The organism is Lentzea sp. NPDC004789 (genome assembly GCF_053601075.1).
In genome coordinates this window covers 419531-435392 of record NZ_JBSGBE010000003.1, presented here as the reverse complement: position 1 = coordinate 435392, position 15862 = coordinate 419531, and the positions used below count along the sequence as shown (strand labels likewise).

Here is a 15862-nt window from a genome sequence, read left to right as displayed (position 1 = left end):
CGCGACTTACCGTCCCGCCTTGTGACGTTCGACCAGCGCGATCCCGCGTTCATCGCCGACCCGTACCCGGTCTTCGCCGCCCTGCGCGAAGCCGGTGAGGTGCATCACCACGAGCAGATGGGCGTCGCCGTCGCCGTGTCGCACGCGGCCTGTTCCGCCGTCCTGCGGCACCGCTCGCTCGGGCGGATCTGGTCGGACGTGAAGCCGGTCGAGCAGTTCATGGCGTTCAACCTGCTGCACCGCAACTCGCTGCTGGAGAACGAGCCGCCCACGCACACCCGGCTGCGCCGCCTGGTCGCCGCCGCGTTCGGCCGCGGGCACGTCGAACGCCTCCGCCCGTGGGTCGCGGAGCTCGCCGACCGGCTGGTGGACGAACTGGTCGCCAAGATCGACGACCAGGGCCAGGCCGACCTGCTCGCGCACGTCGCCGCGCCGCTGCCGGTCGAGGTGATCGCCGAGCTGCTCGGCGTGCCCGGCCAGGACCGCTACCTGCTGCAACCGTGGTCGAACGCCATCGTGAAGATGTACGAGTACGGCCTGTCCGCCGAACAGCAGCAGGCCGCCGAACGCGCCGCCGCGGAGTTCGTCGCCTACCTGCGCGAGCTGATCGCGCTGCGCCGCACGAACCCCGGCTCCGACCTCGTGTCCGACCTGGTCGCCGTCACCGACACGGACGGCGCGCGGCTCACCGAGGACGAGCTCGTCGCCACCGCCGTGCTGCTGCTGATGGCGGGCCACGAGGCCACGGTCAACGTCATCGGCAACGGCGTCTACGCACTCATGCGGCACCGCTCGCAGTGGGAGCGCCTCTCGCCGGAGATCATGCCCACGGCGGTCGAGGAGCTCATCCGCTACGACTCGCCGTTGCAGCTCTTCGAACGCACCGCCACCGAACGCGTCGAGATCGCGGGCCACGTCATCGAGCCGGGAGAGAAGATCGCCGCACTGCTCGGTGCCGCCGCCCGCGACCCGTTGGTGTTCGAAAACCCCGACACGCTCGACGTCGGCCGCGAGAAGAACCAGCACCTCGGGTTCGGCATGGGCATCCACTACTGCCTGGGCGCACCGCTGGCCCGGATCGAGGTGGAGGCGGCGCTGTCGTCGTTGCACCGCAAGCTGCCCGGCGCGGTGCTGGCGGAGGAACCGGACCGGCGCGCGGAGTTCGTCATCCGCGGCCTGCACTCCCTGCCGCTCGGCGCGAAGTAGCCTCAGTCTTCCTGCGCTGAGCGCCGAGGAAGATGCTCAGCTGGTCGAGCACTTCGGGGCTGCGCACCCATGCTCGCCGTTTCGCCCTCGGTGGCAGATCCGCACTGCGGTAGTCACGCGTCTCGAGCGCGATTGCCACCCGGTCCAGGAACGCGAGCACATCAGCTGGCCACACGATGTCTTTTTGGTACATCGCGATGAAGAACTGACAGGCCACGTTGGCGTCGCGGACGCGGAACAGGTGGTTGCGCAGCACTAGCGTCGACGGAATCTCCACCAAGAGCATCTTGCGAAAGGCGCGCAACCGTCGCCACTGACCGATGCGCCTTCCGGTCGTTCCGACGAACGCGATGGCCTCGATCAACCCGAAGATCAACAGGTACACCACGATCACACCCCCGACCAGCACCCGGTTATCGAACAGGTCTGCGCTCAGCACCACGCCCAGACCGATAGCCATGAAGAGAAGGCGTCGCTTGGGCAGTTCCATCCAGAGCTTCTTGATCTCCTTCAGGTCATCTCTCATTCCCTTCTGGGTCACACCTTCCGCCGACGTCAAGATCAGGCTCGGCGCCAACAGCAGAACGGCGGTGACAAGTGCGGCCACTACAAAGGCGCGCCTGTCCGCGTTCCACGCGGTGTAAAACCAGCCGATAAGAGGAATCGCGGCCAACGTAATAGGTAGCAACAGCAGCATGCTGGCCTCACTGGGCTTCAGCCACGGGACAAGTGCCCGAAACCGCGCAGACGAAGCGCTCTCACGGGCCGTAGCCAGCCTGAAGTTGAAGTAGTACAGCAGGGCTAGCAGAAACGCGACAAACCCGACCCACCAATGAGCAGTCATGGTCGTGGCAAGCACAAAGACCGCTGGACACGCGATGACAGCGTACAGGTAAGGGCCCCAGATCAGGAGCCGCATCGCGCGTTCGTAAGGCGCGGGGTTCGGCATGCGCCGCAACTGTGCGCGCACGGACATGCGCTCTCGCCTCAGCCGGCCGCCGATGCTGAGATCCACCAGGGTCTTGCGGATCTCGTGGCCGAACCCACCTGCGAGCGCCGGCACCCTCCGCAGCTGCGCGAACGCCTCTTGGCGGAGCCACTCGCTGTCGGCGGCGAACGCAAAACCGAGCAGCTCCCGGCAGGTGTCGGTGTCCGCGACCGAACTGACCTCCAACGCCCACTTCCGGTCGAAGTGACGGCCGCTCTCCCATGCCTTCCGCAGCAACACACCCACCCGCCGCGGAATCTCCGGGACCATCGCGAGCAGGGACGGTGACCCGCCTTCCGCCAGCAACCCCAGCAGGTACAACAGTCCAGGCGGCCATTGGAACCCGTGATCGGAAGTCTCCGGCGACGCCTCACACAGCAGTGCCAGCGCGTCGGTGAGCAGCGGCACAACCTGATCCGCTCGCTGGGCCTGCAGAATCGTCACGGCGGTCTCACGCCACCTGCCGCTCGTGAGCAACGTCCGGACAGGAACGCGATCAGGTTCTCTGATGACCACGCAGGTGGCGAAGTACTCCTGCAACCGACGATGGGAGAAGGTCACGTTCACGTTCCGGTCGTCAGTGCGTGCGATCTTGGTGTAGATCAACGCCTTCACCGCACGTTCCAGATGCTCGGCGGGCCAGCCGAGAGTCTCGGCCAGTAGCGAGACCGCTTGCTCCATCCGCACTTCGAGACCGAGCGACTGACGATCCGCGATCAGGAACGCAAACTCTTCCGCCACCGAGCGCACCTCGTTGCCGGTGACGCCGAAAAGGCTGCGCACGAGTTCCGTGTCACGTGCGAGACGGTGGCTGACATAGGTCTCCAGCACGGCGTGCACATTGGTGGGGAACTGATGACCGCCTCGCATGTGTTCGCAAAGGAGCCCCAGGAACAGCGGATTGCCGGACATCTGCAGCACTCCGGACTCGGCATTCGGAAGCTCACCGAGCAGCCGGTCCTCGATCTCTGGCGGAAGTTCGGCGTTGCGGACCAGCTGCGTCCTGCGCTTGCCGGAGAGCGGCACAGCGCGGAACGTCGGCCAGGCCGCACGTCCGGGACCGCGGAACTCACGGCTCGCCACGACACCGCGGCAGGCGTTCATGGCGTGCAGGAAAGTGTGCACGGCGTCGGCGTATGCCTCGATGGCACGGTTCGCCGAGGTGGCGCTGAGGATCTCCGGGATCTCGTCGAAGGAGTCGAAGAGGAAGAGCCACGTGCCCTCGCGCATGCCGCGGTCAAACTCTTCCTCGAGGAACCGTTCCACGTCGCGGTCGCGCACCGCGTTGATGGACTCGATCACGAACGCGCGGACGTCGTCTGCCGTTGGCAGGCCCGGAGGTTTGAACGTCTTGAGGTTCACGTAGATCGGGATGACGCTGTGTTCGCTCGGCTTGCGCATGGCCCTGCCCGCCATGCGTTGCGTGAGGTGCCGCATCGCGACGCTCTTGCCCGCACCCGGTTCCCCCTCGAGCAGCACGATGCGGTCTTCGCACTCCTCCAGCGCCTTCGACAGCGACGGCACCCGCTTCAGCGAGTTCATGGGAGTGCGGCGTAGGAACCGCACCCGCTGGCGGCCGGTGATCTCCAGCTCGGCCTCAAGCTCGGCGTAGCGGTGATCGCGCCACTCCTCCTTCTCACCGAGCCTGCGCATCTGGCTTTCGATGTGGTCGGCGAACCGCGCCCGCCTGGCCGCTCTGCGCTTGTCGGTGCGGGTGGTAAGCCATCGGTACAGTGTGACGACCTGCTTGCCCAGACCGAAGTACTTGAACAGGATCAGCACGACGACTGCAGCAGCGACGATCGTGGTGGTGCCTGGCGACAAATGGGTTTTGAGCGCGTCGATCAGCACCTTCAGCGGATCGCTCACCGATCCCAGATCCTGTGCCATGACAGGAACTTCGGGCCGGAACGACCAAAAGTTACGGTAACAGAGCGTAACCAGATGACCCGAGCGCTTCGGCCAGTACATCGGGCCTCTAATGAGTCAGCGGCGGAGCAGTTGCTGACCTGCATGTTTACCCTGATGGTTCGGCTCCGCTCGACCGTTGATCGCGCACCAACCCCCCGCCCGGACGCCCCAGGCCGCCCTGCGGCCGTGAATGTGCAGAAGAAGACGACGCCGGAGCAGCCGTGCCGGGCGCGGTCTTCACGCTCTCCCAGGGCTCGACCGTGATCGGCACGTGCACGACGGACGCCACCGGCGTCTGCCAGCTACCGTTCGCGAACCTGCCCGCGGGCACGTACACGATCGACGAGACGACCACCCCGACCGGTTACGTGAAGGACGCGACGCTGCTGCTGACCTTCAGCGTGACCCGAGGCGAGACGAAGAACCTCTCGTTCACGAACCGAGAACCTTTAAGGTGATCGTGCTGGTCTGCCGTGAGGCCAACGGCAAGCGCTACCCGAGCGGCGTCACGGTCGACGGCCAGGCCGCGGGCAACTCGCTGTCCGCGGCGCAGGAATCGTCCGTAGGGTTGAGCGAAGCGCCGTTGTGCGGCATCACGACCGGACAGCGCGGTGGTCTCCAGACCGGCAACCACTCCGCCAACCCAATCGCGATCAACTAACACCTGGGATACCGCTTGGGGAGCTTGAGCCCGCGCTCCCCGAGCACCTTCCGCAACCGGTCCGGGTAGTCGGTGATCAGACCGTCGATCCCGACGTCGATCAGCTCGTTCATCCGCAGCTCGTCGTCCACGGTCCACGGGATGACGACGAGGCCCTGTTCGTGGGCTTCGGTGACCAGTTCCTCCGTGGTCATCGTGTGCACCGGGGACAGGGCCTTCGCGCCGAAGCTCTTCACCGCCTTGGCCACGCTGCCACCGAAGTCGTCCAGGTTCAGCCCACCGGTCCACGGCGAACCGGGCCGCAGGAACTCCGGCTGGGTCAACGCCACCAGCGGCAGCCGCGGCTCGACCTCGCGCATCCGCATCAACGTGCCCCAGTCGAACGACTGGATGGTCACGTTGGGCAGGAAGCCGCTGCGCCTGATCTCGCGGACCGCGCGCTGCACGAACTGCTCGCGCGGCGCGGTCTCGTCCGGCGCGGCGGCCTCGACCTTGGTCTCGACGTTGAAGCGGATCCCCCACGCGCGGTGCCTGCGCGCCAGGTCGAACAGCTCGGCCAGGGTGGGCATCTTCGCGCCGGGCGAGAGCTCCTGGTCCGGGTACTGCGACCACCTCGTGCTGCCGCAGTCGAGGGTGCGGACCTGCGCGAACGTCAGGTCCTTCACGTACTTGCCGGCGTAGGGGAACTCGGGGTCACCGGGAAACGCCGGCTTGGTGTCGAGGCACTTCGCCGGGTTCGTCTTGCGGTCGTGGGTGATGACCTCGCGGCCGTCCCTGGTGATCTGCAGGTCGAGCTCCAGCGTCGTGACGCCCAGCTCGAGCGCCTTGCCGAACGCCTTGAGCGTGCTCTCCACGGTGAGGCCGATGCCGCCGCGGTGGGCCTGCAGGTCGAAGTCGCGGTGGTGGGCCTGAGCGGCGCCCGGTGTGACCATTGCGATCACCAGAGCCCCAATGAGTGTCCGCATCCACCCAACCTGGCACCGATGGGTCAGGCCTGGAAGCCCCTGAGGAAGAACGCCCACTGAACAGCGGAGAACACGAGGACGCCGGAGCCGGGGCTCTTCGAGTCACGCACACCTACGGCCGGGCCTGCGAACGCCACCTCGACGCAGTTGTCGTTGCCCGCGGCACCGCTTCGGCTGCTCTTGCGCCATTCGGCACCAGAAAAGTCCACAGTGGACACCCTTCACTCGGCCAGCGTCCGCTCGATCAAGGCCACCGATTCGGCGGGCGACAACGCCCTGGCCGCCAAGTGGTCGAACGTCAGCCTAGCCGCCTTCAGCTCCTCCTCGTTCTCAATATGCATCGCACCGGTTGCGTAGGAGATGTAGAGGAGATCGGAATCATCATGGTCGGGGAAGCTCAGCAGGGTGAACCCGCCACTCATCCCGTCATGAGCGCCCAGATTGGACGGGAGCACCCTCAACGTGACGTTGGGCAATGCAGCCATGTCGATCAGGTGGCGAAGCTGCGCCCGCATCACAACAGGCCCTCCCACAAGCTTTCTCAACGCCGCCTCGTCGATGACGGCATCGAGTACCAGCAGATTGTCGGGGTCGGTGAGGCGCCGCTGCCGGAACTGCCGAACCGCGACTTGGTTGTTCTGCCACTCCTTGCTGTGCTCGCGGTGGTAAGCGTCGAAGAGCGCCCGTGTGTAAGCCTCCGTCTGGAGCAGCCCGGGGATCGTCAGCAGAGCGATCTCTCTGATCATCGCTGCTTCGGTCTCGACATCGAGATACCCCTGGTCGTCCACACCAAAGGCGCGCCACCAGCCTGCCTTCAGCGCATCGCGCACCTGGTCGAGCAGATCGGGAGCGTAAGCGTCGTACAGGTCCATCATCGACCGCACCAGGTGGACGTCGACGCGGGTCTCCGCAGCCTCGATGCGGTAGAGCGCTGGACGTCCTTGTCGAGTGCCTTCGCCGCCTCCTGGATGCTCATCCGGGCGTCCAGGCGCATCTTCCGCAGCTTCTTGGCCAGCTTGCGGCGGCGGAAAGGCGGCTGACGCTTGCGCATCCTTCGATGATCGTCAGTGAGATCGCTGAAGTGAGAATCTCACGAAAGATCACACGAAAGGCTTACCTCGGCGACCCGGACGCGCGGAACGTCCGCAACGGCGGTTCGGGAGCGTCCTTCACCTCGAGCACGCGCATCAGCCGCACCGACGCGGCGTCCACCGGCAGCAGCAGCGTGGTGATCCGCCGGACGACCAGTGCCGTGGTCACCGCGACCGCGGCCAGCACCAGGTCGCTGAGCGCGTGCAGCAGCACGCCGTCGGCCAGCGCCTGGGTGCTGCTGCGGAACGACCACAGGATCGTGATCACGAACAGCAGACCGGACGCCACCCACAGGCCCCACCACCAGCGCAGGAGCTTCGACGGCCGAGGCCGTTCGCCGGCGGGCCTGCGGGTGACGGCGTGTTCGAGCTCGGCGAGCACCGAGCCGGGCACGACGAGGTTCACGCCCGGCACGATCAACCCGATCAGGGCCTGCTCGTCCGAGCGCGACGGCCCGTAGCCCACCAGGGTCGCGGCCACGTTCCGCGTGCGCCGCACCCACAGCAGCGTGAGCACCAACGACAGCAGGCAGCCGACGAGCGTGATCGCCGAGGCGGTCACCACCATCGCGTCGGACGCGCTGACCACGCCGGCCGAGAGCGCGCCGTAACGGCTCATCGCGACCAGGACGTAGCGCCAGATCTCGGCGAACACGCCCCACACCGCGACGGCGGCGAGCAGCCAGAGGGAGTTCTGCGCGGTCTTGCCGAGGCGGCGCACGCCGTCGACCGAGTCGGCCTGCTCGACGGTGCCGGGCACGGCCGTCGGCCAGCGCCACGCGAGCAGCGGGAAACCCCAGCGCGGCGGGACCGGGTAGTTCGGCGGGCCGCCGTAGGTCAGCCGCTGCGACCGCCGCGAGGGCTGCGGGTACGCACCGGGCGGCGGAGTCGCCACCCAGTCCACGCGCATCGGCTGCAACGGCTGCACGATCAGATGACCTCGGGTTCCATGCCGTCGGCGCCGCCTTCGAGCGGACGACCGGAGGCCTCCCAGTGCTGCATGCCGCCCTCGACGTTCACGGCCTCCCAGCCGTTCTCGTTGAGGTACTGGGTCACGCGGGCGGAGCGGCCACCGGCACGGCACACGACGTAGAGCTGCACGTCGTTCGGCACCTCGTCGAGCCGTGCGCCGATCTCGCTCATGGGGATGTGCAGCGCGCCGGGCGCATGGCCCGCGTCCCACTCGTCCTGCTCGCGCACGTCCAGCAGGACGGCGTCCTCAGGCAGCTGGGCCGGCACGTCGGCGATCTCCACGCTTGGAACAGTCACGCCGTAGATGTTCCCATGCCGGAGGTTGCACGGACGTGAACCTCCGGCACGGGTCCACCTCAGGCCACCCCCGCGATGGCGGGCCCGAGCCTCACGAGCTGACTCTCGGTCAGCGGCAGCGACTCCCGCCTCTTGTCGAGGTTCGTCGTGACCACGCTGAGCTGGTCGATCCGGAAGGCGGAACCGTCCGGCCGGTAGACGTGCAGGGTCTGCATCTTCGCGGGCGCCGACTTCTGGGAGGTCGTGTCCCACAGCGTGGAGGAGACCACGTCGTACAGCTGGTAGACGGTGCCGTCCGGAGCCCTCACGCGACGCGGCGCCTGGCAGCCCCCCACCGACCACAGCGCTTCGTCCGCCGCGTTGCTCGGACTGCCGGTGAAGACCCCGGCGGACAGCCGCACGCTGCCGGTACCGCGCTCATCGGTGACCTCGTACTCGTACATGTTGAGGTCGTCCTGGACGGCCTGTGCACCCAACTCCAGCGACGGAAGCACCTCCTGCGCCTTCTCCCGCCACCTGCGGAGCTGGTCGGTGCTGAACCTCTGCGCACCGAACCCGCGAACCATCAGCGCGGTCGGCATCTGGGGGTCGCACTCACCGTTCGTGTTGTTCAGGTCGACCGGCTTCCGCACCACCCCGGACGCACGTGGCCAGTCCCCGGGACTGCCGCCCGGTGTCATCGGTGTGGCCTGGTTCCAGTTCCAGACGACGCTGCCGAAACCGATGATCCCGACGACCGCCAGCGTGCCGAGCACCGCGCCCGCACGCTGGACGAACAGCCGGCGTCTGCCCCGCCTCAGCACGCCTTCCAGCGTCGTGGCGGCCGGTGGCGCGGGAACGTCGAGAGCCCCGCGCAGCTCTTCTTCCACAGTCATCGCACACTCTCCGAGTTGACCGGGCTGCCGTACGCCTCGCGGAGCGTCGCCAGTCCCCTGGCTGTCTGGCTCTTCACGTTGCCCTGCGAACAGCCCAGCTCAGCGGCCGTCTGTTCGATGGACAGGTCGTGGACATAACGCAGCACGAGCACGGCCCGCTGCTTGGGCGGAACCCGCTGCAACGCGTCGTGCAACCGGGAGTTCTGCTCGGTGAAACCGCCGCCGACGCCGCGTTCCGGCACGTCGGCGACCGGGTGCTCACGTCCGCGCACGCGCCGCCTGGTGTCCAGGAACAACCGCGTGAGGATCGTGCGGACGTAGGCATCCGCACTCTCCTGCCGCACGCTCCCCCACTTCGCGTACGCCTTCACGAACGCGTTCTGCGCGAGCTCCTCCGCCTCCGACCAGTCGCCGCACAGCGCGTACGCGGTGCGGCGGGCCCAGTCGAACCTGTTGCTGAAGAACTCCGAGAACTCCTCGTCCCGCCGCACTCCGTCCCCCAAGCTCGTGCTGCCTCACGTTCAATACGCGGTCACCCCGGCCGGGGTTGCACGAACACGAGAACGGGCCGCCCCCGTGAAGGACGGCCCGTTCTCCGAACGACGGCGACGAGTGGCCCAGTTAGTGGACGACGGCCTTCTCGGCGCCCGCACCGGTGAGGGAGCGGACCTCCATCTCGGCCTGCTTGACCGGGTCGGCCTTCTCCTTGGACAGGATCGTGCCGACGTAACCGAGCAGGAACGCGACGGGGATCGAGACGATGCCGGGGTTCGACAGTGGGAACAGGTCGAAGTCGGCATTCTTGAACATCGAGGTCGGCGTGCCGGACACGGCGGGCGACAGGATGATCAGGGTGATCGTCACGATCAGGCCGCCGTAGATGCTCCACAGCGCGCCCGAGGTGTTGAACCTCTTCCAGAACAGCGAGTAGAGGATCGTCGGCAGGTTGGCCGAGGCCGCGACCGCGAACGCCAGCGCCACGAGGAACGCGATGTTCTGGCCGTTGGCGATGATGCCGCCGCCGATGGACACGAGACCGATCACGACCGCGGTGATGCGGGCGACCTTGACCTCGGAGTCCTTGTCCTCCTCCGTGCCCTTCTTGATGATGTTGGCGTAGATGTCGTGCGCGAACGACGCCGACGCCGTGATCGTCAGACCGGCCACGACCGCGAGGATCGTCGCGAACGCCACCGCGGCGATCAGGCCGAGCAGGATCGGGCCACCGAGCTCCAGCGCGAGCAGCGGAGCGGCCGAGTTGGCCTTGCCGGGCGCCTTGTTGATCGCGTCCGGACCGACCAGCGCACCGGCGCCGTAGCCCAGGACCAGCGTGAACAGGTAGAAGATGCCGATCAGCCAGATGGCCCACACGACCGAGCGACGGGCTTCCTTCGCCGTCGGCACGGTGTAGAAGCGCATCAGGATGTGCGGCAGGCCCGCGGTGCCGAGGACCAGCGCCAGCGCGAGCGACAGGAAGTCGAGCTGCGTGGTGCCGTTCTTGCCGTAGGCGAGACCGGGGCCGAGCAGCTTCTCACCGGCCTTGGGGGCCTTCTCGACCGCGGCGCCGAGCAGCGACGACAGGTTGAAGCCGTACTTGCCGAGCACCCAGAAGGTCATGATCGCGGCGCCCGCGATCAGCAGGACCGCCTTGATGATCTGCACCCAGGTGGTGCCCTTCATGCCGCCGATGAGCACGTAGGCGATCATCAGGGCGCCGACCACGGCGATGACGATCGACTGGCCGCCCGTGCCCGTGATGCCGAGCAGCAGGGCGACGAGACCACCGGCACCGGCCATCTGGGCCAGCAGGTAGAAGAACGAGACGGCCATGGTCGACGTGGCTGCCGCCGCGCGGACCGGACGCTGGCGCATCCGGAAGCTCAGCACGTCACCCATCGTGTACTTGCCGGTGTTGCGCAGCAGTTCGGCGACCAGCAGCAGCGCGACGAGCCACGCCACCAGGAAGCCGATCGAGTACAGGAAGCCGTCGTAGCCGTTGAGGGCGATGGCACCCGCGATGCCGAGGAACGACGCCGCGGACAGGTAGTCACCGGCGATCGCGATGCCGTTCTGGGGGCCGGTGAACGCGCGTCCGGCCGCCAGGTAGTCGGCGGCGGTCTTGGTGTTGCGGCTCGCCCGGATGACCACGAACAGCGTGATCAGGACGAAGACACCGAAGATGCTGATGTTCAGGGCCGGGTTGCTGCTGTTCACTTCGCGCTCTCCTCGATCTCGGCGCGGAGCTTCTCCGCGAGCGGGTCGAGGTTCTTGTTCGCGTGCCGCACGTAGAGCGTCGTGATCACGAACGTCGACACGAACTGCAGCAGACCGAAGATCAGGCCCACGTTGATGTTGCCGATCACCTTGGTCGACATGAACCCGTGCGCGTAGTCCGCGAGGAGCACGTACAGCACGTACCAGGCGAGGAACAGCCCGGAGACGGGGAACACGAACTTCCGCAGCCGGTGCTTGAGCTGCGCGAAGTCATCACTTGCTTGGACGTCGACCCACTTCTGCGCGTCTGGGGACGACTCGGCCGGGGTGTGCTCAACAGTGCTCACAGTCCCCTCCTAGCGGTACTCGTCGTAGGTGTCAGCAACGTGACGGGCACGTAATGCCTCCAGGTGCGGTCCTGTTCTTGGTCGAGAACCGTATGGAGACCTGAGTCACTCGGTAAGACCCCGTTCGAGGCGTTGCGCCAGGCAGTCGGGTGAAGCGACGAACGGTCAGTATGCGTCGGTGAACAGCACTCTGCGTGACCGATTTCGCCGTTCACCGATTCGAGTGACCGATTTTCACCCATTTGAAACGCTGACCACTCAGCGTGTTCGACTAGCTCCCCTGCGCTTGTCCTCGGCCAGGCGTGCCTTCTCCTCGGCGGTGCCGAAGCGGGCGACGTCGCGGTCCCGGATGAAACCCAGCGGGTCCGGGGCGTGCAGGCGCAGCAGGATCTGGTTGACGTCCGCGGGAGCACGCCGCCTGGTCGCCTTGCTGACCACGATCATGGTCATGAACGCGATCGGTACCGTGACCAGCGCCGGCTGGGTGAACACCGCGGGTGCCCAGTGGCCGGTGTAGGAGCTGATCACGCTGATCACCTGGGCGATGATCACCATGCCGCCGCCGAGCACGAGACCGCACACGGCGCCCACCCACGTGAGTCCCCTCCACCAGATGCCGAGCACCAGCAGCGGGCAGAAGGTCGACGCGGCGAGCGCGAACGACATCGCCACGGTGAGTGACGCGTCGGACCGCGGGAGGAGCAGAGCGAGCGCGATCGCGACGAGTCCGGTGAACACGGTCGCCCACCGGAAGTCACGAACCTTGCCCGGCATGATGTCCGTCGAGACGACCCCGGCGACCGAAACCACGAGCCCCGACGAGGTCGACAGGAACGCCGCGAACGCGCCCGCGGCGACGATCGCGCCGAGGATCTGGCCGCCCAGGTTCGGCACCATCGTGCTCGGCAGCATCAGCACCGCCGCGTCCGTCTTCCCGTTCACCAGCAGCTGCGGCAGGTAGAGCCGGGACAGCACGCCCAGCACCGTCGGGAAGATGTAGAACAGGCCGAGCAGGTAGAGCACGTGCAACGCCGTGCGGCGGGCCGCCTTGCCGTCCGGGTTGGTGTAGAAGCGGACCAGCACGTGCGGCAGGCCCATCGTGCCGAGGAACGTCGCGAAGATCAGCGAGTACGTCTTGAGCAGGTCGGAGATGCCACCGGTCTGCGGCCGCGTCCAGTCGTGGTTGTTCGTCGGCGAGCCCTCGACCACCGGAACCGGGCTGCCGGCGGTGAACTCCATGACCGTGCCGGGGCTGAGCTCGTACACCCCGCGGCCCCAGAACACCTTGCCATCGGCCGCCCTGCCGTCGATCTCGCCGTGCACCTTCAACGTCAGCGGCTCGTCGACCCTGACCTTGATCGCCTGCTCGGCCACGGTGATCTTCTCGGCCTGCGGGAACCTGATCACGCCGTTGTCGCTGATCGGCTGCGTGCCGCGGTCCGGCGAGGCGAGGAACACCACGAACAGCACGAACGTCGGCGCGGCGATCGCGAAGAGCTTGCCCCAGTACTGGAACGCCTGCACGAGCGTGATCGCCCGCATGCCGCCGCCCAGCACGTTGATCACCACGATGACCGTGACGATCAGGCCGCCGAACCACGCGGGCAGGCCGGTGATCGTGGTCAGCGTCAGACCGGCGGACTGCAACTGCGGCACCAGGTACAGCACGCCGATGCAGACCACGAAGAACGTGCTGAAGTGCCGCACGTTCGCCGACCCCAGCCTGGCCTCGGCGAAGTCCGGCAACGTGTAGGCGCCGGAGCGGCGCAGTGGCGCGGCCACGAACAGCAGCAGCGCGAGGTACCCGGCGGTGAACCCGATCGGGTACCAGAGCGCGTCGATGCCGTCCTTGAGCACGAGTCCGGCCACGCCGAGGAACGACGCCGCGGACAGGTACTCGCCCGAGATCGCGGCCGCGTTGCGGGTGGCGGGGATCGCGCGGCGCGCCACCAGGAAGTCCGGGGTGGTGTTGGCCTTGCGCGATCCGACGTAACCGAGCAGGAACGTCACGGCCGCGACGGCGACGATTGCGCTGAGGCTCCAGATGGTGGCGTTCACGTCAGCGGTCGACCATGTTCACGAAGTCGCGCTCGTGCCGTTCGGCCTGCCTGCGGAACACCCAGCCGACCCCGTAGAGGACCGGGAAGGGCGCCAGGCCGAGCACGAGCCACGGAATGCCGATGCCGAGGATCTTCAGGTCCCCGATCTGCGGGAACAGGTAGAACGTGATGGGCAGCAGGCACATGCCGATCAGGACCGCGAACGCGAGCCCGAACGCGGAGCGCAGCTGCTGCTTGATGAGGTCGCGCACCAGCTTCTCGCCGACGCTGGTCTGCTCCTCCAGCTCGATGATCGTGCGCAGCGCCTTGCCGCGCGACTTCGTCGAGTCCGCGAGCACGACCCTGCGCCTGCGTGGTTTGCGGGCCTGCTCGCCGAGCCAGGCCTCGCGGGCGGCCTGCTCGGGCTTTCCCGCGTCGTGCCTGCTCACCAGCCGCTCTTCGGCGGTCGCACGATCCGTTCCTTGAGCTCCTTGGTGTGCCGGCGGCTCACCGGGAGCTCCTTGGCGCTCTCACCGGTGCCGATGACCACCGCGTAACCGTTCGCGGTCATCCGCAGCTCGCTCACCAACGGCAGCGCGACCAGGTACGACCGGTGGATGCGCACGAACCCCGCGTTGGCCCACCGCTCCTCGAGCTGCGCCAGCGGGATGCGCACCAGGTGGCTGCCGTCCTGGGTGTGCAGGCGGGCGTAGTCGCCCTGCGCCTCGACGTACCGCACGGACGCGCGCGGCACGAGCTTGATGGTGCCGCCCAGCTCTACGGGGATGACCTCGTCGTCGGCGGGCTCCGCGGCAACGCTCTGCGCCGTGACCGCGGCCGGCGCCTGCGGTGCCGCCGTGCGGCCCACCCGGTCGGCGACCCGGGAGATCGCCTTGAGCACGCGCTCTTCGTTGATCGGCTTGTTGATGAAGTCGAGCGCACCGACGTCGAACGCCGTGACGAGCGCGTCGCGTTCCTCCACACCCGTCACGAACACTAGAGCGGGCGGGTACCGGAACGCGCTGAGCACCCGTGCGAGATCCATGCCGGACAGCCCGGGCATGTTGATGTCCGCGAACACCGCGTCGACCGGCGGCAGGCCGGCCTTGGTCCTCGCCATGACCTCCTGCTCGTAGTCCCCCCTCAGGATGCGCAGAGCCTCGGCGGCGTCGAAGGCCGTGAGGACGCGCCGGATGTGGGGGCTGCTCTCGAGCAGGAACTTGATCTCGCTCAGGCCAGGAGCCTCGTCATCGACTGCGAGGACGAGGAGACCGGCGTTGTCTTGGGTACTCACTGTGTCGGGCATCTTGCCCATCAATGTGCGGTCATGTCTACGCCGGGGTAGGCCTCGACACGCCCTGCGAAACCGAACTGATGCTCACAACCCGAATCGGGACCAGCGAGCACGTTCCTCCAGGCTCGCGAGCACCTGCGTCACGAGATCGCCCGATCGGGTGGATGCGCCGGTGAGCCCGAGCTTGGCCAGCAACGGCTTGCGCGGCTCGGCGACGGTCAGCTCGGCGTCCGGGAACCGCTTCGCCAGCACGCTGCGGAGCGTGCCGATGCCGTCGACCAGACCGAGCTGCTGTGCCTTCGTCCCGGTCCAGATCTCGCCGCTGAAGAGATCCTCCTCGGTCTTGAGCTTGGCGCCCCTGCGTTCGGTGACCCAGGCCTTGAACTGCTCGTGCAGGTCGGCGTGCAGGCCCTTGAGCCACTCCACGTCCTCGGCCTTCTCGGCCTGGAACGGGTCGAGCCGCACCTTGTTCTCACCGGCCGTGTAGACGCGGCGCTCGACACCGGCCTTGTCCAGCAGCCCGTTGAGCCCGAAGCCGGCGCTGACCACGCCGATGGAACCGACGAGGCTCGTGCCGTGCGCGTAGATCTCGTCCGCCGCGCACGCCAGCCAGTAGCCGCCGCTCGCCGCCACGTCCTCGCAGAACGCGAGCACCGGCACGTGCTTCTTGGTCGCGAGCTCGCGGATGCGCTCGGCGATCAGCGCGGACTGCGTGGGCGCGCCGCCGGGAGAGTTGATGAGCAGAGCCACGGCGATCAGGCGCTCGTTGTCGAACGCGCGGTTGATGGCCGTCTCGACGTTCTGGAGGCTGATCGTGTTGCGCGCGACCGGCGAGGACTGAGGGGTGATGACCCCGTGCAACCGCACCGCCGCGACGACCGGTGGCCGTTCACCCCGGTCCATGACCCTGGGGAGCCGGGCCGCGATCTTGTCCGTGACGCTCATGTACTCGACAGTACGTGCGTTTCGCGGACACGCGGGAGCCCAACTGGGATGTCGGTT

17 protein-coding genes and 1 pseudogene are annotated in these 15862 nt (G+C 67.4%); 3 read left to right on the top strand and 15 right to left on the bottom strand.

All coding sequences use genetic code 11. The features are described 5' to 3' along the window. Positions 1 to 21 precede the first annotated feature (21 nt). The gene (locus ACWEIJ_RS09755) at positions 22 to 1206 is read left to right on the top strand and encodes a cytochrome P450 (RefSeq protein WP_449836734.1); all 1185 of its coding nucleotides are present in this window, start codon (positions 22 to 24) and stop codon (positions 1204 to 1206) included. Here the strand turns inward: ACWEIJ_RS09755 and ACWEIJ_RS09750 are convergent. After that, positions 1166 to 4084, bottom strand: coding sequence for an NACHT domain-containing protein (locus ACWEIJ_RS09750; RefSeq protein ID WP_449836733.1), 2919 nt, complete (start codon positions 4082 to 4084; stop codon positions 1166 to 1168). The genes ACWEIJ_RS09755 and ACWEIJ_RS09750 overlap by 41 nt on opposite strands. Positions 4085 to 4320: 236 nt before the next feature. Here ACWEIJ_RS09750 and ACWEIJ_RS09745 point away from each other — a divergent pair. Together ACWEIJ_RS09745 and ACWEIJ_RS09740 are read left to right on the top strand one after the other, a co-directional pair. Continuing rightward, positions 4321 to 4563, top strand: a pseudogene (locus ACWEIJ_RS09745) (prealbumin-like fold domain-containing protein); the annotation flags it as partial. Next, complete coding sequence (locus tag ACWEIJ_RS09740) at positions 4560 to 4766, top strand: hypothetical protein (protein ID WP_449836732.1); 207 nt, start codon at positions 4560 to 4562, stop codon at positions 4764 to 4766. The pseudogene ACWEIJ_RS09745 and the gene ACWEIJ_RS09740, both read left to right, overlap by 4 nt. On the opposite strand, the gene ACWEIJ_RS09735 is transcribed toward ACWEIJ_RS09740, so the two are convergent. The 14 genes from ACWEIJ_RS09735 to ACWEIJ_RS09670 all read right to left on the bottom strand — a co-directional run bounded on the left by ACWEIJ_RS09735 (position 4763) and on the right by ACWEIJ_RS09670 (position 15805). Continuing rightward, complete coding sequence (locus ACWEIJ_RS09735; RefSeq protein ID WP_449836731.1) at positions 4763 to 5731, bottom strand: glycerophosphodiester phosphodiesterase; 969 nt, start codon at positions 5729 to 5731, stop codon at positions 4763 to 4765. The genes ACWEIJ_RS09740 and ACWEIJ_RS09735 overlap by 4 nt on opposite strands. A 23-nt stretch (positions 5732 to 5754) precedes the next feature. Beyond that, positions 5755 to 5940, bottom strand: a complete 186-nt coding sequence (locus tag ACWEIJ_RS09730) for a DUF397 domain-containing protein (protein WP_449836730.1) — start codon at positions 5938 to 5940, stop codon at positions 5755 to 5757. Positions 5941 to 5952: 12 nt separating this feature from the next. Continuing rightward, the gene (locus ACWEIJ_RS09725; protein WP_449836729.1) at positions 5953 to 6606 is read right to left on the bottom strand and encodes a DUF5753 domain-containing protein; all 654 of its coding nucleotides are present in this window, start codon (positions 6604 to 6606) and stop codon (positions 5953 to 5955) included. After that, positions 6603 to 6782 carry a hypothetical protein gene (locus ACWEIJ_RS09720; protein ID WP_449836728.1) on the bottom strand — a complete coding sequence of 60 codons (180 nt, stop codon included), beginning with the start codon at positions 6780 to 6782 and terminating at the stop codon, positions 6603 to 6605. Before ACWEIJ_RS09720 ends, ACWEIJ_RS09725 begins: the two co-directional genes overlap by 4 nt. 62 nt (positions 6783 to 6844) lie before the next feature. Then, positions 6845 to 7750 carry a DUF4328 domain-containing protein gene (locus ACWEIJ_RS09715; RefSeq protein ID WP_449836727.1) on the bottom strand — a complete coding sequence of 302 codons (906 nt, stop codon included), beginning with the start codon at positions 7748 to 7750 and terminating at the stop codon, positions 6845 to 6847. A gap of 2 nt (positions 7751 to 7752) precedes the next feature. Continuing rightward, positions 7753 to 8091 (bottom strand): rhodanese-like domain-containing protein, encoded by a 339-nt coding sequence (locus tag ACWEIJ_RS09710; RefSeq protein WP_449836726.1) that lies wholly within the window; start codon positions 8089 to 8091, stop codon positions 7753 to 7755. Positions 8092 to 8150: 59 nt separating this feature from the next. Further along, positions 8151 to 8966, bottom strand: a complete 816-nt coding sequence (locus ACWEIJ_RS09705; RefSeq protein ID WP_449836725.1) for a hypothetical protein — start codon at positions 8964 to 8966, stop codon at positions 8151 to 8153. After that, positions 8963 to 9469 carry a SigE family RNA polymerase sigma factor gene (locus ACWEIJ_RS09700; protein ID WP_449836724.1) on the bottom strand — a complete coding sequence of 169 codons (507 nt, stop codon included), beginning with the start codon at positions 9467 to 9469 and terminating at the stop codon, positions 8963 to 8965. Before ACWEIJ_RS09700 ends, ACWEIJ_RS09705 begins: the two co-directional genes overlap by 4 nt. A 118-nt stretch (positions 9470 to 9587) precedes the next feature. Beyond that, a complete protein-coding gene (locus ACWEIJ_RS09695) occupies positions 9588 to 11180 on the bottom strand; it encodes a solute symporter family protein (protein ID WP_449836723.1) in 1593 nt (530 codons plus the stop codon). After that, a complete protein-coding gene (locus ACWEIJ_RS09690) occupies positions 11177 to 11527 on the bottom strand; it encodes a DUF485 domain-containing protein (RefSeq protein ID WP_449836722.1) in 351 nt (116 codons plus the stop codon). The genes ACWEIJ_RS09695 and ACWEIJ_RS09690 overlap by 4 nt, the downstream gene beginning before the upstream one ends. Positions 11528 to 11785: 258 nt before the next feature. Then, on the bottom strand, positions 11786 to 13585 hold the full coding sequence (locus ACWEIJ_RS09685; protein WP_449836721.1) for a sodium/solute symporter: 1800 nt from the start codon (positions 13583 to 13585) through the stop codon (positions 11786 to 11788). Between the two features lies 1 nt (position 13586). Beyond that, positions 13587 to 14015 carry a hypothetical protein gene (locus ACWEIJ_RS09680; RefSeq protein ID WP_355447722.1) on the bottom strand — a complete coding sequence of 143 codons (429 nt, stop codon included), beginning with the start codon at positions 14013 to 14015 and terminating at the stop codon, positions 13587 to 13589. Then, the gene (locus tag ACWEIJ_RS09675; protein ID WP_449836720.1) at positions 14012 to 14881 is read right to left on the bottom strand and encodes a LytR/AlgR family response regulator transcription factor; all 870 of its coding nucleotides are present in this window, start codon (positions 14879 to 14881) and stop codon (positions 14012 to 14014) included. The genes ACWEIJ_RS09680 and ACWEIJ_RS09675 overlap by 4 nt, the downstream gene beginning before the upstream one ends. A gap of 63 nt (positions 14882 to 14944) precedes the next feature. Then, positions 14945 to 15805: a S49 family peptidase gene (locus ACWEIJ_RS09670; RefSeq protein WP_449836719.1), complete on the bottom strand. Its 861-nt coding sequence runs from the start codon at positions 15803 to 15805 to the stop codon at positions 14945 to 14947. Positions 15806 to 15862 lie beyond the last annotated feature (57 nt).